The sequence below is a fragment of the Enterobacter cloacae complex sp. HYC042_NIDB genome (assembly GCF_056673315.1).
The window spans coordinates 962,620-980,384 of the sequence record NZ_CP109650.1; the positions used below are offsets into that span (position 1 = coordinate 962,620).

At 55.4% G+C, this 17,765-nt stretch carries 17 protein-coding genes; 10 read left to right on the forward strand and 7 right to left on the reverse strand.

The features are described 5' to 3' along the window. Positions 1 to 19: 19 nt before the first annotated feature. The 9 genes from murC (at position 20) to mutT (ending at position 10,737) form a co-directional block, all read left to right on the forward strand. Complete coding sequence (murC, locus tag OKF39_RS04595; protein WP_028015510.1) at positions 20 to 1,495, forward strand: UDP-N-acetylmuramate--L-alanine ligase; 1,476 nt, start codon at positions 20 to 22, stop codon at positions 1,493 to 1,495. Then, entirely contained in the window at positions 1,488 to 2,408 is a 921-nt protein-coding gene (locus OKF39_RS04600) for a D-alanine--D-alanine ligase (protein WP_479983524.1), read from the forward strand. Before murC ends, OKF39_RS04600 begins: the two co-directional genes overlap by 8 nt. 1 nt (position 2,409) lies before the next feature. After that, entirely contained in the window at positions 2,410 to 3,252 is an 843-nt protein-coding gene (gene ftsQ, locus OKF39_RS04605) for a cell division protein FtsQ (protein WP_045259458.1), read from the forward strand. Further along, entirely contained in the window at positions 3,249 to 4,505 is a 1,257-nt protein-coding gene (gene ftsA / locus OKF39_RS04610; RefSeq protein ID WP_006173845.1) for a cell division protein FtsA, read from the forward strand. The genes ftsQ and ftsA overlap by 4 nt, the downstream gene beginning before the upstream one ends. A 63-nt stretch (positions 4,506 to 4,568) precedes the next feature. Next, positions 4,569 to 5,720, forward strand: coding sequence for a cell division protein FtsZ (gene ftsZ / locus OKF39_RS04615; RefSeq protein WP_008501978.1), 1,152 nt, complete (start codon positions 4,569 to 4,571; stop codon positions 5,718 to 5,720). Between the two features lie 101 nt (positions 5,721 to 5,821). Next, on the forward strand, positions 5,822 to 6,739 hold the full coding sequence (gene lpxC / locus OKF39_RS04620; RefSeq protein WP_006810110.1) for a UDP-3-O-acyl-N-acetylglucosamine deacetylase: 918 nt from the start codon (positions 5,822 to 5,824) through the stop codon (positions 6,737 to 6,739). A 280-nt stretch (positions 6,740 to 7,019) separates the two neighbouring features. Next, complete coding sequence (secM, locus tag OKF39_RS04625) at positions 7,020 to 7,523, forward strand: secA translation cis-regulator SecM (RefSeq protein ID WP_028015513.1); 504 nt, start codon at positions 7,020 to 7,022, stop codon at positions 7,521 to 7,523. 58 nt (positions 7,524 to 7,581) lie between these two features. After that, entirely contained in the window at positions 7,582 to 10,287 is a 2,706-nt protein-coding gene (gene secA / locus OKF39_RS04630) for a preprotein translocase subunit SecA (protein WP_049137746.1), read from the forward strand. 57 nt (positions 10,288 to 10,344) lie between these two features. Then, positions 10,345 to 10,737, forward strand: a complete 393-nt coding sequence (mutT, locus tag OKF39_RS04635; RefSeq protein WP_028015515.1) for an 8-oxo-dGTP diphosphatase MutT — start codon at positions 10,345 to 10,347, stop codon at positions 10,735 to 10,737. 34 nt (positions 10,738 to 10,771) lie between these two features. Here mutT and yacG read toward each other — a convergent pair whose 3' ends face one another. From yacG to coaE, 3 genes are read right to left on the reverse strand one after another with little or no spacing between them, the layout of a single operon-like run. Then, on the reverse strand, positions 10,772 to 10,966 hold the full coding sequence (gene yacG, locus OKF39_RS04640; RefSeq protein WP_028015516.1) for a DNA gyrase inhibitor YacG: 195 nt from the start codon (positions 10,964 to 10,966) through the stop codon (positions 10,772 to 10,774). A 9-nt stretch (positions 10,967 to 10,975) separates the two neighbouring features. Next, positions 10,976 to 11,719 carry a cell division protein ZapD gene (zapD, locus tag OKF39_RS04645; RefSeq protein ID WP_063154804.1) on the reverse strand — a complete coding sequence of 248 codons (744 nt, stop codon included), beginning with the start codon at positions 11,717 to 11,719 and terminating at the stop codon, positions 10,976 to 10,978. Next, the gene (gene coaE / locus OKF39_RS04650; protein ID WP_028015518.1) at positions 11,719 to 12,339 is read right to left on the reverse strand and encodes a dephospho-CoA kinase; all 621 of its coding nucleotides are present in this window, start codon (positions 12,337 to 12,339) and stop codon (positions 11,719 to 11,721) included. Before coaE ends, zapD begins: the two co-directional genes overlap by 1 nt. A 228-nt stretch (positions 12,340 to 12,567) precedes the next feature. Here coaE and OKF39_RS04655 point away from each other — a divergent pair, with 228 nt between their 5' ends. Continuing rightward, complete coding sequence (locus OKF39_RS04655) at positions 12,568 to 13,611, forward strand: GMP reductase (protein ID WP_028015519.1); 1,044 nt, start codon at positions 12,568 to 12,570, stop codon at positions 13,609 to 13,611. Between the two features lie 41 nt (positions 13,612 to 13,652). Here OKF39_RS04655 and hofC read toward each other — a convergent pair whose 3' ends face one another. The 4 genes from hofC to nadC all read right to left on the reverse strand — a co-directional run bounded on the left by hofC (position 13,653) and on the right by nadC (position 17,725). Next, positions 13,653 to 14,837: a protein transport protein HofC gene (hofC, locus tag OKF39_RS04660; RefSeq protein ID WP_063943824.1), complete on the reverse strand. Its 1,185-nt coding sequence runs from the start codon at positions 14,835 to 14,837 to the stop codon at positions 13,653 to 13,655. Continuing rightward, a complete protein-coding gene (gene gspE, locus OKF39_RS04665) occupies positions 14,827 to 16,209 on the reverse strand; it encodes a type II secretion system protein GspE (RefSeq protein ID WP_328730117.1) in 1,383 nt (460 codons plus the stop codon). The genes hofC and gspE overlap by 11 nt, the downstream gene beginning before the upstream one ends. Positions 16,210 to 16,219: 10 nt before the next feature. Next, on the reverse strand, positions 16,220 to 16,657 hold the full coding sequence (ppdD, locus tag OKF39_RS04670; protein WP_045259464.1) for a prepilin peptidase-dependent pilin: 438 nt from the start codon (positions 16,655 to 16,657) through the stop codon (positions 16,220 to 16,222). 174 nt (positions 16,658 to 16,831) lie between these two features. Then, entirely contained in the window at positions 16,832 to 17,725 is an 894-nt protein-coding gene (nadC, locus tag OKF39_RS04675; RefSeq protein ID WP_028015523.1) for a carboxylating nicotinate-nucleotide diphosphorylase, read from the reverse strand. Between the last annotated feature and the right edge of the window lie 40 nt (positions 17,726 to 17,765).

Genomic DNA, 17,765 nt, shown 5'->3' on the forward strand with positions numbered 1-17,765 from the left:
AGTCGATGGCGTTTATAGAATGAATACACAACAACTGGCAAAACTGCGTTCAATCGTGCCCGAGATGCGTCGCGTCCGGCACATTCACTTTGTTGGCATCGGTGGTGCTGGCATGGGCGGTATTGCCGAAGTGTTAGCTAACGAAGGTTATCAGATCAGCGGGTCTGACCTGGCGCCAAACCCTGTTACGCAGCAGCTGGCGTCGCTTGGGGCGACTATCTATTTCAACCATCGCCCGGAAAACGTGCGCGATGCAAGCGTGGTGGTGGTATCGAGCGCCATCTCCTCTGACAATCCGGAAATCGTTGCCGCGCACGAAGCGCGCATTCCAGTGATCCGCCGCGCAGAAATGCTGGCGGAACTGATGCGGTTCCGTCACGGCATTGCGATTGCCGGTACCCACGGTAAAACCACGACCACGGCGATGGTTTCCAGCATTTATGCGGAAGCGGGTCTCGATCCGACGTTTGTCAACGGCGGTCTGGTGAAAGCCGCAGGCGTCCATGCGCGTCTGGGCCACAGCCGTTATCTGATTGCGGAAGCGGATGAGAGCGACGCGTCGTTCCTGCACCTGCAGCCGATGGTGGCGATTGTCACCAATATCGAAGCTGACCATATGGATACCTACCAGGGCGACTTCGAAAACTTAAAGCAGACCTTCATCAACTTCCTGCACAACCTGCCGTTTTATGGCCGCGCGGTGATGTGCGTGGACGACCCGGTGATCCGCGAGCTGCTGCCGCGCGTCGGTCGTCAAATCACCACCTACGGCTTCAGCGAAGACGCTGACGTCCGCGTGGAAGAGTACAAACAGATTGGTGCGCAGGGGCATTTCACTCTGGCGCGTCAGGACAAAGAGCTGCTGCACGTCACGCTGAATGCGCCAGGGCGCCATAACGCACTTAACGCCGCAGCGGCAGTGGCTGTTGCGACGGAAGAAGGCATTGATGATGAGGCGATCCTGCGTGCGCTGGAAAGCTTCCAGGGGACGGGGCGTCGCTTCGACTTCCTCGGCGAGTTCCCGCTGGATGCGGTGAATGGTAAGCCAGGTACCGCGATGCTGGTGGACGACTACGGTCACCATCCGACGGAAGTGGACGCGACCATCAAAGCCGCACGCGCGGGCTGGCCGGAGAAGAATCTGGTGATGATCTTCCAGCCGCACCGCTTCACGCGTACCCGCGATCTTTATGACGATTTCGCCAGCGTGCTGTCACAGGTGGATACCCTGCTGATGCTGGATGTTTACGCCGCTGGCGAAACGCCAATTCCAGGCGCAGACAGCCGTTCCCTGTGTCGTACCATCCGCGGGCGCGGTAAAGTTGACCCTATTCTGGTTTCTGACCCGGCACAGGTGGCGGAAATTCTGGCACCGGTCCTGACCGGTAACGATCTCATCCTGATTCAGGGTGCGGGAAATATCGGCAAGATCGCCCGTACCTTAGCTGAAATCAAACTGAAGCCGCAAACCCAGGAGGATGAGCATCATGGCTGATAAGATTGCAGTCCTCTCTGGCGGCAACTCCGCCGAGCGCGAGGTTTCTCTGAATTCCGGCGCTGCCGTGCTGGCGGGCCTGCGTGAAGGCGGCGTAAACGCACATATTGTCGATCCAAAAGAGGTCGACGTGACGCAATTAAAAGCGATGGGCTTCGATAAGGTCTTTATCGCGTTACATGGTCGTGGCGGTGAAGACGGAACCCTGCAAGGGCTTCTGGAGTTGATCGGCCTGCCTTACACCGGCAGCGGCGTGATGGCATCCGCCATCTCTATGGATAAACTGCGCAGTAAGTTACTCTGGCAGGGAGCGGGTTTACCCGTTGCGCCGTGGGTGGCGCTGACGCGCGGCGAATTTGAATTGGGCCTGTCGGACAGCGTTAATACACGCATTGCGGCACTGGGCTTACCGGTTATTGTAAAGCCGAGCAGGGAAGGGTCGAGCGTCGGAATGTCAAAGGTCGATAAAGCTGCAGATTTAACATCTGCTTTAGCGCTGGCATTTCAACATGATGAAGAAGTTCTGATTGAAAAATGGCTCAGCGGGCCGGAATTTACCGTCGCGATGCTTGGTGAAGAAATTTTACCGTCAATTCGCATCCAACCCGCCGGAGTCTTCTATGATTATGAGGCGAAGTATCTGTCTGATGAGACGCAATATTTCTGCCCTTGTGGTCTTGAAGCAGAGCGCGAAGCCGAATTACAGTCCCTGGTGCTTAAAGCCTGGAATGTTTTGGGCTGCAGCGGCTGGGGACGCATTGATGTGATGCAAGACAATGACGGGCAGTTTTATCTGCTGGAAGCCAATACGTCACCGGGAATGACCAGCCACAGCCTTGTGCCGATGGCGGCGCGTCAGGCGGGAATGAGCTTCTCGCAGTTAGTCGTACGTATTCTGGACCAGGCGGGCTGATATGTCTCAGGCTGCATTGAACACGCGCAACCGCGATGACGAAGAAGAATACACTTCTTCACGCCGGAGTAATGGAACGCGTCTTGCAGGGATAATCTTCCTGCTCGGGGTGCTGTGCACCGTGTTTATCAGCGGCTGGATGGTGCTGGGCTGGATGGAAGACGCACAGCGGTTGCCGCTGTCAAAGCTGGTGGTGACCGGCGAGCGTCACTACACGCGTAACGATGATATTCGCCAGTCAATTCTGGCGCTGGGATCGCCCGGCACCTTTATGACGCAGGACGTCAATATTATCCAGAGCCAGATTGAACGTCTGCCCTGGATAAAACAGGCGAGTGTCAGAAAACAATGGCCTGATGAATTGAAGATTCATCTGGTTGAATATGTGCCCATTGCGCGTTGGAATGATCAGCACATGGTTGACGTAGATGGAAATTCCTTCAGCGTCCCGAGCGATCGTGTCAACAAGCAAAATTTACCGATGTTGTATGGCCCTGAAGGCAGCGAAAACGAAGTATTGCAGGGTTTTCGTGAAATGGGGCAGGTGCTGGCGAAGGACAGGTTTACGTTAAAAGATGCTGCGATGACGGCGCGCCGCTCCTGGCAGCTGACGTTGACGAACGGCATTAAGCTCAACCTGGGACGCGGCGACACAATGAAACGTCTTGCGCGTTTTGTAGAACTTTACCCGGTTTTACAACAGCAGGCGCAGGCGGACGGCAAACGGATAAGCTACGTTGATTTGCGCTATGACTCAGGCGCAGCAGTCGGTTGGGAGCCGGCTCCGGTCGAGGAACCTAATCAGCAACAGAATCAGGCACAGGTACAGGCAGAACAACAATGATCAAGGCGACGGACAGAAAACTGGTAGTTGGACTGGAGATTGGCACCGCGAAGGTTGCCGCTTTAGTAGGGGAAGTTCTGCCCGACGGTATGGTCAATATCATTGGCGTGGGCAGTTGCCCGTCCCGTGGTATGGATAAAGGTGGGGTAAACGACCTTGAGTCGGTGGTGAAATGCGTACAGCGCGCCATCGACCAGGCTGAATTAATGGCAGATTGCCAGATTTCTTCTGTCTATCTGGCCCTTTCTGGCAAGCACATTAGCTGCCAGAACGAAATCGGTATGGTGCCGATTTCTGAAGAAGAAGTGACGCAGGAAGACGTTGAAAACGTTGTGCATACGGCGAAGTCCGTGCGCGTTCGCGATGAGCATCGCGTGCTGCACGTGATCCCGCAGGAATATGCGATTGACTACCAGGAAGGGATCAAGAACCCGGTTGGTCTGTCTGGCGTTCGTATGCAGGCAAAAGTGCACCTGATCACATGTCACAACGATATGGCGAAGAACATCGTAAAAGCCGTTGAACGTTGTGGCCTGAAAGTTGACCAACTTATTTTCGCCGGTCTGGCGGCAAGTTATTCCGTGCTGACCGAAGACGAACGTGAACTGGGTGTCTGTGTGGTGGATATCGGTGGTGGTACAATGGACATGGCCGTGTATACCGGCGGTGCGCTGCGCCACACCAAAGTGATCCCTTACGCAGGGAACGTTGTGACCAGCGATATTGCTTACGCTTTTGGTACGCCACCGAGCGATGCAGAAGCGATTAAAGTACGCCACGGCTGTGCGCTGGGGTCTATCGTTGGTAAAGATGAGAGCGTTGAGGTGCCGAGCGTGGGCGGCCGTCCGCCGCGTAGCCTGCAGCGCCAGACGTTGGCAGAGGTAATTGAGCCGCGCTATACCGAGCTGCTCAACCTGGTCAACGAAGAGATTTTACAGCTTCAGGAACAGCTTCGTCAGCAGGGTGTTAAGCATCATCTTGCGGCGGGGATTGTATTAACCGGCGGTGCAGCGCAAATTGAAGGTCTTGCGGCCTGCGCTCAGCGCGTGTTCCATACGCAGGTGCGTATTGGTGCGCCGCTGAATATTACCGGTTTAACGGATTATGCTCAGGAGCCGTACTATTCAACGGCTGTGGGCCTGCTCCACTACGGGAAGGAATCTCATCTCAGTGGTGAAGCAGAAGTGGAAAAACGCGTCTCAGTGGGGTCGTGGGTCAAACGACTGAACAACTGGCTGCGAAAAGAGTTTTAATTTTTTAAAGAGACCGGAGAGAATTAGCGGTCTCGGGCGACAGGCACAACGGAGAGAGAAATTATGTTTGAACCTATGGAACTGACCAACGACGCGGTGATTAAAGTCATCGGCGTCGGTGGCGGCGGCGGTAACGCCGTAGAGCATATGGTGCGTGAACGCATTGAAGGTGTTGAATTCTTCGCAGTTAACACCGATGCGCAGGCACTGCGTAAAACGGCAGTTGGCCAGACTATCCAGATCGGCGGTGGCATCACCAAAGGGCTGGGCGCTGGGGCTAACCCGGAAGTCGGTCGCAACGCGGCTGAAGAAGATCGTGAAGCCTTGCGTGCTGCACTGGAAGGTGCGGACATGGTCTTCATCGCAGCAGGCATGGGCGGCGGTACCGGTACCGGTGCAGCACCTGTTGTCGCTGAAGTAGCTAAAGATTTAGGTATCCTGACCGTTGCTGTCGTGACCAAGCCTTTCAATTTTGAAGGCAAGAAGCGTATGGCCTTCGCGGAACAGGGTATCACCGAGCTGTCCAAGCATGTGGACTCGCTGATCACCATCCCGAACGACAAGCTGCTGAAAGTTCTGGGTCGTGGTATCTCCCTGCTGGACGCCTTCGGCGCAGCAAACGACGTGCTGAAAGGCGCGGTCCAGGGTATCGCAGAACTGATTACCCGTCCTGGCCTGATGAACGTTGACTTTGCAGACGTTCGCACCGTGATGTCCGAAATGGGCTACGCGATGATGGGCTCTGGTGTGGCGAGCGGCGAAGACCGTGCGGAAGAAGCGGCTGAAATGGCTATCTCTTCTCCACTGCTGGAAGATATCGATCTGTCCGGTGCGCGCGGCGTGCTGGTCAACATTACCGCTGGCTTTGACCTGCGTCTGGATGAGTTCGAAACCGTGGGTAATACCATCCGCGCGTTCGCCTCTGACAACGCGACCGTGGTAATCGGTACTTCCCTTGACCCGGAAATGAACGACGAGCTGCGTGTTACCGTTGTTGCGACCGGTATCGGTATGGACAAGCGTCCTGAGATCACCCTCGTGACCAACAAGCAGACTCAGCAACCGGTAATGGATCGTTACCAGCAGCACGGTATGTCTCCTCTGACTCAGGAGCAAAAACCGGCCGCGAAAGTGGTGAACGACCCAACGCCGCAAACGGCAAAAGAGCCAGATTATCTGGACATCCCGGCGTTCCTGCGTAAGCAAGCTGACTAAGAATTGGCTGGAATTTGGGGATTTGCGCTCTTTGTGCTAAACTGGCCCACCGTTAGTGATATACACTCTCGGTTGGATAGTTAATTTGGCGAGATTATACGATGATCAAACAAAGGACACTTAAACGTATCGTTCAGGCGACGGGTGTCGGTTTACATACCGGCAAGAAAGTCACACTGACGTTACGCCCTGCGCCGGCCAATACCGGGGTCATCTATCGTCGCACCGACTTGAATCCACCGGTAGATTTTCCGGCCGATGCCAAATCTGTGCGTGATACAATGCTCTGTACTTGTCTGGTGAACGAGCATGACGTGCGGATTTCTACCGTAGAGCACCTGAACGCCGCCCTGGCGGGTCTGGGTATCGACAACATCATTGTTGAAGTCGATGCGCCAGAAATCCCGATTATGGATGGTAGTGCTGCGCCGTTCGTTTATCTGTTGCTGGATGCCGGCATCGAAGAACTGAACTGTGCGAAGAAATTTGTTCGCATCAAAGAGACCGTTCGCGTCGAAGATGGCGACAAGTGGGCTGAATTCAAACCGTACAATGGTTTCTCGTTGGACTTTACCATCGACTTTAACCATCCGGCGATTGACTCCAGCACTCAGCGCTACGCGATGAACTTCTCTGCTGATGCGTTTATGCGCCAGATCAGCCGCGCACGTACGTTTGGCTTCATGCGTGATATCGAATATCTGCAGTCCCGCGGCCTGTGCCTGGGCGGCAGCTTCGATTGTGCCATCGTTGTTGACGATTATCGCGTACTGAACGAAGACGGCCTGCGTTTTGAAGATGAATTCGTTCGTCACAAAATGCTGGATGCGATCGGCGACCTGTTCATGTGTGGTCACAACATCATTGGTGCATTTACCGCGTTCAAATCCGGTCATGCACTGAACAACAAATTGTTGCAGGCCGTCCTGGCAAAACAGGAAGCCTGGGAATATGTGACCTTTGAAGACGAAGCGGAACTGCCGCTGGCGTTCAAAGCACCGACTATGGTCCTGGCGTAACGGTTAACGCCGTTTCGTAAGAAAAGCGACTGGTTCACCTGGTACTCTCTCCGACCAGGGAAGCCAGTCGTTTTTATTTCTGCCCTTCTTTGATTTGCCCCTCTACTCCCTGGCCATTGTCGGGTGCCGAATAACGGTGTGTTCGCTGCATTATTGACCGTTTTTACCTGCTGCAAGGTGTCATTCCTGCTGCTGCGTATTGGCTTTAGTGGTAATATCTGGGCGCTAAAAAAGAATAATTGAACTCAGCCTGCACTGGCGGGCGATTGTGGTGGAGCAAGTGAGCGGAATACTGACGCGCTGGCGACAATTTGGCAGACGTTACTTCTGGCCGCATCTCTTATTAGGGATGGTCGCGGCGAGTTTCGGCTTGCCTGCGCTCAGCAACAGTGCGGAAGCGGCGACGCCAGCACGTTCCACGACAACTAAACACGATCTCTCGACGCGGGTTAACTTTACTAATCTCGCGTGGCTTGAAGCCAGCCGTCGTCCTAATTTCTCCGTTGATTACTGGCAGCAGCACGCCATCCGCACGGTTATTCGTCATCTGTCGTTCGCGATGGCGCCGCAGACGATGCCTGTTGCTGAAGAGTCGCTGCCGGTTCAGGCTCAGCATCTTGCCCTGCTCGATACGCTTAATGCGCTTCTGACGCAGGATAACCAGCCGCCCGTGACTGTGAGTCAGACGGCGCAAACCTGGTTTGTTCCTCCTGTATCATTCTCCGTTTCGACATGGATTAGCCAGGTTCACGGCATCCGTGCCGGGCCTCAACGCCTCAGCTAAATTAACCTTTTTCAATACCTTAATTTATCTGCCCGTCTGGGGCGTTTGAGAATTTATTATGCTAATCAAATTATTAACCAAAGTTTTTGGTAGTCGTAACGATCGTACCCTGCGCCGTATGCGCAAAGCTGTAAACATCATCAACGGTATGGAACCGGCGATGGAGAAGCTCTCTGATGATGAGCTGAAAGCGAAAACGGCGGAATTCCGTGCGCGTCTGGAAAAAGGTGAAACCTTAGAAAGCCTGATCCCGGAAGCTTTCGCCGTTGTGCGTGAAGCGAGTAAACGTGTGTTCGGCATGCGTCACTTCGACGTTCAATTGCTGGGCGGTATGGTGCTTAACGAACGCTGCATCGCGGAAATGCGTACCGGTGAAGGTAAAACCCTGACCGCAACGCTGCCGGCTTACCTGAATGCACTGACCGGTAAGGGCGTTCACGTCGTTACCGTCAACGACTATCTGGCCCAGCGTGATGCCGAAAACAACCGTCCGCTGTTCGAATTCCTCGGCATGACCGTCGGCATCAACATGTCCGGACTGCCGGCACCCGCCAAGCGCGAAGCCTACAACGCGGACATCACCTACGGCACCAACAACGAATACGGCTTCGACTACCTGCGCGACAACATGGCGTTCAGCCCGGAAGAGCGCGTCCAGCGTAAGCTGCACTATGCGCTGGTGGATGAGGTTGACTCCATTCTGATCGATGAAGCGCGTACCCCGCTGATCATCTCCGGCCCGGCCGAAGACAGCTCTGACATGTACCGTAAAGTCGACAAAATCATTCCACACCTGCTGCGTCAGGAGAAAGAAGACTCCGATACCTTCCAGGGTGAAGGCCACTTCTCCGTAGATGAAAAAGCGCGCCAGGTGAACCTGACCGAACGCGGTCTGGTGAAAATCGAAGAGCTGCTGGTGGCTGAAGGCATTATGGAAGAGGGCGAGTCCCTGTATTCCCCGAGCAACATCATGCTGATGCACCACGTGACCGCCGCGCTGCGCGCCCACGCGCTGTTCACCCGCGACGTTGACTACATCGTGAAAGACGGCGAAGTCATCATTGTCGATGAACACACCGGCCGTACCATGCAGGGTCGTCGCTGGTCTGATGGTCTGCATCAGGCCGTTGAAGCGAAAGAAGGCGTGGATATCCAGAACGAAAACCAGACGCTGGCATCCATCACCTTCCAGAACTACTTCCGTCTGTATGAGAAGCTGGCGGGGATGACCGGTACCGCAGATACCGAAGCGTTTGAATTCAGCTCCATCTACAAGCTGGATACCGTGGTTGTGCCAACCAACCGTCCGATGATCCGTAAGGATATGCCGGACCTGGTGTACATGACCGAAGCGGAAAAAATTCAGGCGATCATCGAAGATATTCGCGACCGTACTGCCAATGGTCAGCCGGTTCTGGTGGGGACCATCTCCATCGAGAAATCCGAGGTGGTTTCCAATGAGCTGACCAAAGCAGGCATCAAGCACAACGTTCTGAACGCCAAGTTCCACGCTAAAGAAGCGGACATTGTTGCTCAGGCGGGCTATCCGGGAGCCGTGACCATCGCCACCAACATGGCGGGTCGTGGTACCGATATTATGCTCGGCGGTAGCTGGCAGGCTGAAGTCGCTGAACTGGAAAACCCAACGCCAGAGCAGATCGAGCAGATCAAAGCCGACTGGCAGGTGCGTCACGACGCGGTGCTGGCATCCGGTGGTCTGCACATCATCGGTACCGAGCGTCACGAATCTCGTCGTATCGACAACCAGCTGCGTGGCCGTGCGGGCCGTCAGGGTGATGCCGGTTCTTCCCGCTTCTACCTGTCTATGGAAGATGCGCTGATGCGTATTTTTGCCTCCGACCGCGTGTCCGGCATGATGCGTAAGCTGGGCATGAAGCCTGGTGAAGCCATTGAGCACCCATGGGTGACTAAAGCGATCGCTAACGCCCAGCGTAAAGTGGAAAGCCGCAACTTCGATATTCGTAAGCAGCTGCTGGAATATGATGACGTGGCCAACGATCAGCGTCGCGCGATCTACACCCAGCGTAACGAACTGCTGGACGTGTCCGACGTGAGCGAAACCATCAACAGCATCCGCGAAGATGTGTTCAAAGCCACCATCGACGCGCATATTCCACCGCAGTCTCTGGAAGAGATGTGGGACGTTGAAGGCCTGCAGGAACGTCTGAAAAACGACTTCGATCTCGATCTGCCAATCAAAGAGTGGCTGGATAAAGAGCCTGAGCTGCATGAAGAGACCCTGCGCGAACGTATCTTTGAAACCGCGCTGGAGGTTTATAAGCGTAAGGAAGAAGTGGTTGGCGCTGAGATGATGCGTCACTTCGAAAAAGGCGTGATGCTGCAGACGCTGGACTCCCTGTGGAAAGAGCACCTGGCGGCGATGGACTACCTGCGTCAGGGTATCCACCTGCGCGGCTATGCGCAGAAAGATCCGAAGCAGGAGTACAAGCGTGAATCCTTCTCCATGTTTGCCTCTATGCTGGAGTCACTGAAGTACGAAGTGATCAGCACCCTGAGCAAGGTTCAGGTGCGCATGCCGGAAGAAGTGGAAGCGATGGAGCAGCAGCGTCGTGAAGAAGCTGAGCGTCTGGCGCAGATGCAGCAGCTGAGCCACCAGACTGACGAAAGCGAAGCCGCAGCAGCGATCGCCGCGCAGACCGGCGATCGTAAAGTCGGTCGTAACGATCCGTGCCCGTGTGGTTCCGGTAAAAAATACAAGGCGTGCCACGGCCGCCTGAGCTAAGAACATAACTAACTGAAAAGGCGCAGATATCTGCGCCTTTTTTATGGAAGTGACGCTATGAAAATACTGCAAATTGCCGTCGGGATTATTCGCAACCCGCAAAACCAAATCTTCATCACCCAGCGCGCTGCTGACGCCCATATGGCGAACAAGTGGGAGTTTCCTGGCGGGAAAATCGAATCAGGAGAAACACCGGAAGAGGCGCTGGTGCGTGAGCTGCAGGAAGAGGTGGGGATTACCCCGCTTGGCGCCACGCTGTTCGATAAGCTGGAGTATCAGTTTCCCGACAGGCACATCACGCTGTGGTTCTGGCTGGTGGAAAGCTGGGAAGGTGAACCCTGGGGAAAAGAGGGACAGCCGGGTAACTGGGTGGAACTTCAGGTCAGTGATGCCGACAAATTCCCGCCAGCCAATGAGCCTGTGATCCGCCGCTTAGCGACAAACATGTAGGCCTGCCGAACGAATCGCCAGCAGGCTTTGAACGTTACTGCTGGCTTTCGCTCCAGTCATCGCTATCCGAGAGGTCGCCTTCGCTCGGAATTCGTTTCTCTTCCGCCGCCCATTCGCCCAGATCAATGAGCTGACAGCGCTTGCAGCAGAACGGGCGAAACGGACTCACTTCTCCCCAGACGACAGTTTTCCCACAGGTTGGGCAGTTTACGGTGGTGACGTCAGACATTGGCACTCCTTAACAACAGGCCAGTTCAAAATCGAGGCGTTCCGGCACGGTGCCATTTTCACTGTCCAGCGGCATAAAGCGGATCGCGAAACGGCTTTTATGCCCGGAAATTTGTGGATAAAGCTGCTCGCTAAGAGACAAATTTAGACGCAGAAGATCGGCGTCGTCGCCGTTGTCCTGATAAAAACCGTTGAGACTGGTTTGCTTGCGGAACGGGGCAGAGTTACGCACAAGATCGAGGATCAGCGATAGCGTCTGATTCATCGGCTCCAGGCTACCCAGCCAGCTGTTTACCTGGCGATCGCGCTGTTCCTGCGGCATATGCAGCCACATATGCAGCGTTGGCAGATCAAAGCTACAGCAACCGCCCGGTATGCTCAGGCGCTGGCGCACCAGCGCTATCAAACGGTCTTCTCGTAAATATTGCCCAACGCGCGGCGCGGCCATCAGCGTCGTGCTGCTGTTTTTCAACTGCTGGCGTAAGGCGTCAATTCGACTTTGATCCACGCCCGGTACTTCGGCCCAGGCCTGTAATTTACGCTGCTGGCGCTCCAGCTCTTTCAACAGCTCCGTGCGGACATCGCCACGTTCAATCACATCCAGCAGATCGCCTACGTTGCGAAAGAAGTGCAACGCCGTGGCATGATCGTTAACAGGCAGATGTTGTGAAAGCTGTTGGATGAGAAATTCAATGCGCAGCCAGGTACGCATTTTTTCATTAAGCGGGTGCTCAAAAAGGATGTGAGTCGACATTATGGTTTTTCCTGTGCAACGGCCTGCGCGGCGAAGGTTAGATACTGCTCGTGCAGGCGGGCAACATCCGATGCAATGGCATCTGGTGCGCCGTTATTATCAATAACATCATCCGCAACGGCAAGGCGCTGAGCGCGAGTGGCCTGAGCGGCAAGAATTTGTTCAGCATGTTCACGCGAGACGTGGTCGCGCGTCATGGTTCGCTGGATTTGCGTCTCGGGTGTGACATCAATCACCAATACCCGATTGGCTTTCTTATGCAGCTGATTTTCTACCAGGAGCGGAACCACCCACAGGACATAGGGCGAGCGGGCTGCGGCTATCTGACGCTGAGTTTCCTGGTGGATAATGGGGTGGAGCAGGGCATTAAGCCAGGCTTTTTCCGCAGAATCGGAAAAAATATATTCGCGAAGCTGACGGCGGTTCAGTGTGCCATCGGCATTGATGATTGCCTGACCGAAATGGTCGGCGATGGCCTTTAGCGCGGGTGTATTGGGCTCTACCACCTGACGGGCAATAATATCAGCATCAATAATCGCGATGCCGAGACGAGAAAACGCGTCCGCAACGGTACTTTTGCCACTACCGATGCCGCCGGTTACTGCGACGATATACCCCATTAAATCAAATCCTGGGAATTATTCATTATGGAAATCAGTTGCTTAAAAAACAAACGTGCGACAGTAATTGTTTGATTCTCTTTACCGGCTTTTTACCAGGTAAATTTATAGGATTGTAGCGTAAAAAAAGAGAATTTCGCAGTCTTGCGGAGCAGGTATTAGTGCGTATGATAGCGTCACTGGAGTTGTGCTTTTAACATATTTGCCTCTAACCCCAGGAATCCGCACATGCGTATCGAAGAAGATCTGAAGTTAGGTTTCAAAGACGTTCTTATCCGCCCTAAACGCTCTACACTGAAAAGTCGCTCAGACGTTGAACTCGAACGTCAATTCACCTTTAAGCATTCCGGTCAGACGTGGTCTGGCGTGCCAATCATTGCCGCCAACATGGATACAGTCGGTACCTTTGAGATGGCAACGGCGCTGGCTCAGTTCGATATTCTTACTGCAGTCCACAAGCACTACACTCCTGAAGAGTGGAATGCGTTTGTTGCGTCCGCCTCTGCTGACGTGGTGAAGCACGTGATGGTTTCCACCGGTACTTCCGACGCCGATTTCGAGAAAACCAAACAGATCCTGAATGCTAACCCGGCGCTTAGCTTCGTTTGTATTGATGTGGCGAACGGTTACTCCGAGCACTTCGTGCAGTTCGTCAGCAAGGCGCGCGAAGCCTGGCCGACCAAAACTATCATCGCGGGTAACGTGGTGACCGGTGAAATGTGTGAAGAGCTGATCCTTTCCGGTGCCGACATCGTGAAAGTAGGCATTGGCCCGGGCTCCGTATGCACCACGCGCGTGAAGACCGGAGTTGGTTATCCGCAGCTTTCCGCGGTCATTGAATGTGCCGACGCGGCGCACGGCCTGGGCGGCCAGATCATCAGCGACGGCGGTTGCACCATGCCGGGCGATGTCGCAAAGGCCTTTGGCGGCGGCGCGGACTTCGTCATGCTCGGCGGTATGCTGGCAGGCCACGAAGAGAGCGGCGGCACCGTGGTGGAAGAGAACGGCGAGAAATTCATGCTGTTCTACGGTATGAGCTCTGAATCCGCGATGACCCGCCACGTCGGTGGCGTGGCTAAATACCGTGCGGCAGAAGGCAAAACCGTGAAGCTGCCTCTGCGCGGCCCGGTTGAAAACACCGCGCGCGACATCCTGGGCGGCCTGCGCTCAGCCTGTACCTACGTGGGTGCATCCCGCCTGAAAGAGCTGACGAAACGCACAACGTTTATTCGCGTTCAGGAGCAGGAAAACCGCGTTTTCAATAGCCTGTAATGGCTTTCGCTGGCGCATGCTTGTGCGCCAGCGCTGCTGCACTACCCCGCGCTCATCGCATCACCCAGATGGAAAATCGGCAGATACATTGCCACCACCAGCGTGCCGATGATAACCCCCGTAACAACCAGGAGCAGTGGCTCCAGAAGCGCCGCCAGGTTGTCTGCCCGTTGAAAAGTCTGTTCCGTGTGATGGCGAGCAAGGTTTGCCAGCATGACGTCCAGCGAACCTGACATCTCACCGGTTCGTAAAAGCTGAATACAGAGCGGAGTAAACATTGCCGCCTTCTGAAAGGACGACCAGACGGGGAGACCTTTTTCAATGTTCTCGCGTATGCTGCGGAGTATTCCCTGCCAGTACCGGCTTTCAACAGTCTCTTCTGCACTTTCAAGCCCCTGTAAGAATGCAATGCCCGCCTGCTGCGTGAGCGACAGCACGGTGAAGATCTGCCCCAGTTTTTGCCCTTTCGCCAGCGCGCCCATTACGGGAAAACTCAGCAGAATACGCTGCCAGCGAGGATGGTGTCGCAGAGGCCAGGCTGCGGTTACGGGAACAAGCAGCATCGCGAACAGCGCAAGGGCATATGACTGCATAAACGCGGCTATCCCCATAACAATTCGCGTCAGCGCCGGAAGCGGGGTATTAAAGGTTTTGTAGATCGCGGCAAATTCGGGCAAAACCAGGGTGACCATTGCCAGCACGACGAGCACGGCCAGCGTCAGGACGATCGCCGGGTAGCGCAGCGCTTTTTTCACCTTCGCGCTGAGCTGCTGCTGCGCTTTTTGCTGCTCTGCAAGCTCTCGGCAGCACGCTTCAAGCTTCCCCGTTAGCTCTCCGGTTTTCACCATTGAGATATGCAGTGGGCTAAAGACTGCTGGCCACCGTTTGAGCGCCTCAGAAAAAGGACAGCCTTCACTGAGTTCATCGGCAACGTTTTGCAGTAGCCCCCGCCACGGTTCTACTGGATGTTGGTCTGCCAGCATTTGCAGACTATGCGCGAGCGTCAGCCCGGCCTGCAGGAGCGTTGCGAGCTGACGAAACATCTCGTAGCAGTGATGTGGACGCCAGCGGTGCCTTTGAGCGCATCGGGTCAGGGCCAGAGGATGGAGGTCGTTACGCATCAGCCTGGTGAAGGCTGCGTTGCGGTCGGTGGCCCAGAGTACCCCGTTTCGGGGTTCTCCTTCAGCGGAGAGTGCTCGCCAGCGCCAGAGTTGATTAGCAGCCATCGGGCATACCCAGAACACGCACTAACTCTTCAAGCGTGGTCATCCCTTGTTCAACGGCCATGCAGCCGTGTTCAAACAGCGAGATGAGTCCAGCCTGTCGGGCGCTGGCTTCAATCACCTCGGTGCCTGCCCCGCTGGCAATAGCCTGGCGCAGGGGATTATCGATCGCAAGTACTTCAAAAATGGCCACGCGCCCGTAAAAACCGTGATAACAACGATCGCAGCCTGCAGGTTGCCAGCGAGGAAGTTGCCGCGGCCAAACCGAGCGCGGCAGGTCCGTATGCTCCCCTGTTTTCTGTCGGCAGTGCGGGCAAAGGCGCCGAACCAGCCGCTGGGCAATCACCATCGAAAGCGCGGAAGAGATCATCCAGCGCGCCACGCCCATCTGCTCCAGACGAATGAGGGTTTCCGTCGTCGAGTTGGTGTGCAGCGTCGACAATACCAGATGCCCGGTCTGCGCGGCTTTAATGGCAATTTCTGCCGTTTCACCATCGCGAATTTCCCCGACCATAATGATGTCCGGATCCTGACGGAGCAGCGCTCTCAGTACGCTCTGGAATGTTAAGCCCGCGCGGGGGTTAACCTGCGTCTGATTTAACCCCGCAAGCGGGATCTCGATGGGATCCTCCACGCTGCAGATGTTGACGTCAGGGGTGTTACGCGCCTGCAGCGCGCTGTAGAGCGTTACGGTTTTGCCGCTGCCCGTCGGGCCGGTGACCAGAATTAGCCCCTGAGGCTGGTGGAGTACCTCATTAAAACAGGCCAGCTGTTTAGCGCTCATGCCAAGCGCGTTCGGCTCCAGCGCCTGCTGAACCTGATGTAGCAAACGCAGCACAATTTTCTCACCGCCGTTGCAGGGAAGCGTGGCGATACGAAACGAGACCGGCTCGTTTGTCAGCTCAATCGTAAACTGACCGTCCTGCGGCAAGCGTCGTTCCGCAATATCCAGATTACCCAGCACTTTTAACCGGGCGCTGAGCATCGTCGCCAGCGCGGCGGAAACGGGAGGCTGCGGATAAAGTACCCCGTCGATACGTAAACGGATCTGGCACGCGTGCTCCATTGGTTCGATATGGATGTCAGACGCGCGCTGGTTTATTGCCTGCTGCAGCGTGTAGTTGAGGATATCCACCGCGGAGTGGGGTTGCGAAACGACGGGCAGATGCGATTGCGCGGTTAACTGCCGGTGCTTTTCCATGCGTTCAGCGCTCCAGCATTCGATATCAATCCGCTTCTGGGTCGCGAAGTGCAGGGCCTCCATCAGTTCAGGCGCGGGGGTTCCCACGACGGCGATGCTAATCATGTCGCTGTCACTGGTGAGCAGCAGGGCATGGTGGCGAAGACAAAGCGCCACGAGTTGATCGGTGTTCATTATCCGCTCCTTAGTTAGTGTCGAAGCGGAAGACGTCTTCGCAGGCCTGCTTAAGCGCGCTGTCAGCACTGATATTGCAGTCACGCGTCCAGCCCGTCATACCGTTGCCGTTGCTCCACTGCGGCGTCATGGTTACCGTCAGCCCGTTCAGGCTCTCCTGGCCTGTTAAGGTCACGATCCCTTTCGCCACGCTCATTCCTGAAACGTAACGCGTCGTGGCAGGAGAGGGAATACCGTTACTGCCGGCATCGCAGCTTTCCACGCCGCCGCGATCGAGCGCGCAAAGCTCAATGGCAGTGCGATAGGGAACGAAAGTTTGCAGCATATCGGTGAGGGCTGCTTTACGCAGGTAGTTCTGATAGGCGGGAACGCCGATGGCGCTCAGAATCGCAATGATGCCAATGACCACCATCAGCTCAATGAGTGTGAATCCTTGTTGTCTGTCCATATCTGCTCCTTATGCAAAGTGGCTCTACTTTGTCAGCGGGACAGGGCAGAAACGAGGGGCAAAAAAGAGAACGAGAAAGGAGCTTCAGAGAATTCATTCCGTGTTGCAGAGAAGGACAATGGATTTGCGAGCGAGGCTGAAATTCCCCTCTCCGGGCAGAGAGGGGAGCATGCGTTATTTGAAGCGCATTGAGAGATCGAGGGCGCGCACGTGCTTGGTCAGCGCGCCAACGGAGATGTAATCCACGCCGGTTTCGGCGAACTCACGGATCGTGTCGAAAGTGACGTTTCCGGACACTTCAAGCTGGGCCCGGCCGTTGGTCAGTTTCACCGCCTCGCGCATCTGCTCCGTCTCGAAGTTATCGAGCATGATGATATCGGCCCCGGCCTTGATCGCCTGTTCCAGCTCTTCCAGGCTTTCGACCTCCACCTCAACCGGCACATCCGGATGCAGCCAGAAGGCCTTTTCCACCGCCTGACGCACGGAGCCAGAAGCAATAATGTGGTTCTCTTTAATCAGGAAAGCATCGGATAAGCCCAGACGATGGTTTGCGCCGCCGCCGCAGAGCACCGCGTACTTCAGCGCAGTGCGCAGGCCCGGCAGCGTTTTGCGGGTATCAAGCAGCTGGGTACGGGTGCCGGCCAGCAGGTCAACGTAGCGGCGCACTTCACTGGCGACGCCAGAGAGCGTTTGGACAAAATTGAGCGCGGTACGCTCGCCGGTCAGTAATACGCGGGAAGGACCGTCCAGCTCGAACAGCGGCTGATTGGCGGTCACTGCATCACCATCATCAACGTGCCATGTCACCTGTACATCGTCACCCGCCAGCTGAGTAAAGACCTCTTCAACCCAACGCTTGCCGCAAAAAACGCCCTCCTCACGGGTGATAATGACCGCGTGCGAGCGTGTCTCTTTTGGCAACAATTGTGCGGTAATATCTTTATCGGCGTTAACGTCACCCCCCAGGTCTTCTTTCAACGCATGGGCGACGCTTGCCGGAATATCCATATTAATACGTTCCAGAAGCGCTTCACGTCGGTGGTCGGGGTTGTAGCGGCGAGGCGGCATGATAAAACTCCAAATTGGTAACGAATCATAATATTGAAAC

What these genes read in the sequence shown, in the direction of transcription:
- murC (WP_028015510.1), top strand. Translation starts at nt 20, where the DNA reads ATGAATACACAACAACTGGCAAAACTGCGTTCAATCGTGCCCGAGATG.
- OKF39_RS04600 (WP_479983524.1), top strand. Translation starts at nt 1,488, where the DNA reads ATGGCTGATAAGATTGCAGTCCTCTCTGGCGGCAACTCCGCCGAGCGC.
- ftsQ (WP_045259458.1), top strand. Translation starts at nt 2,410, where the DNA reads ATGTCTCAGGCTGCATTGAACACGCGCAACCGCGATGACGAAGAAGAA.
- ftsA (WP_006173845.1), top strand. Translation starts at nt 3,249, where the DNA reads ATGATCAAGGCGACGGACAGAAAACTGGTAGTTGGACTGGAGATTGGC.
- ftsZ (WP_008501978.1), top strand. Translation starts at nt 4,569, where the DNA reads ATGTTTGAACCTATGGAACTGACCAACGACGCGGTGATTAAAGTCATC.
- lpxC (WP_006810110.1), top strand. Translation starts at nt 5,822, where the DNA reads ATGATCAAACAAAGGACACTTAAACGTATCGTTCAGGCGACGGGTGTC.
- secA (WP_049137746.1), top strand. Translation starts at nt 7,582, where the DNA reads ATGCTAATCAAATTATTAACCAAAGTTTTTGGTAGTCGTAACGATCGT.
- mutT (WP_028015515.1), top strand. Translation starts at nt 10,345, where the DNA reads ATGAAAATACTGCAAATTGCCGTCGGGATTATTCGCAACCCGCAAAAC.
- yacG (WP_028015516.1), bottom strand. Translation starts at nt 10,966, where the DNA reads ATGTCTGACGTCACCACCGTAAACTGCCCAACCTGTGGGAAAACTGTC.
- zapD (WP_063154804.1), bottom strand. Translation starts at nt 11,719, where the DNA reads ATGTCGACTCACATCCTTTTTGAGCACCCGCTTAATGAAAAAATGCGT.
- coaE (WP_028015518.1), bottom strand. Translation starts at nt 12,339, where the DNA reads ATGGGGTATATCGTCGCAGTAACCGGCGGCATCGGTAGTGGCAAAAGT.
- OKF39_RS04655 (WP_028015519.1), top strand. Translation starts at nt 12,568, where the DNA reads ATGCGTATCGAAGAAGATCTGAAGTTAGGTTTCAAAGACGTTCTTATC.
- hofC (WP_063943824.1), bottom strand. Translation starts at nt 14,837, where the DNA reads ATGGCTGCTAATCAACTCTGGCGCTGGCGAGCACTCTCCGCTGAAGGA.
- gspE (WP_328730117.1), bottom strand. Translation starts at nt 16,209, where the DNA reads ATGAACACCGATCAACTCGTGGCGCTTTGTCTTCGCCACCATGCCCTG.
- ppdD (WP_045259464.1), bottom strand. Translation starts at nt 16,657, where the DNA reads ATGGACAGACAACAAGGATTCACACTCATTGAGCTGATGGTGGTCATT.
- nadC (WP_028015523.1), bottom strand. Translation starts at nt 17,725, where the DNA reads ATGCCGCCTCGCCGCTACAACCCCGACCACCGACGTGAAGCGCTTCTG.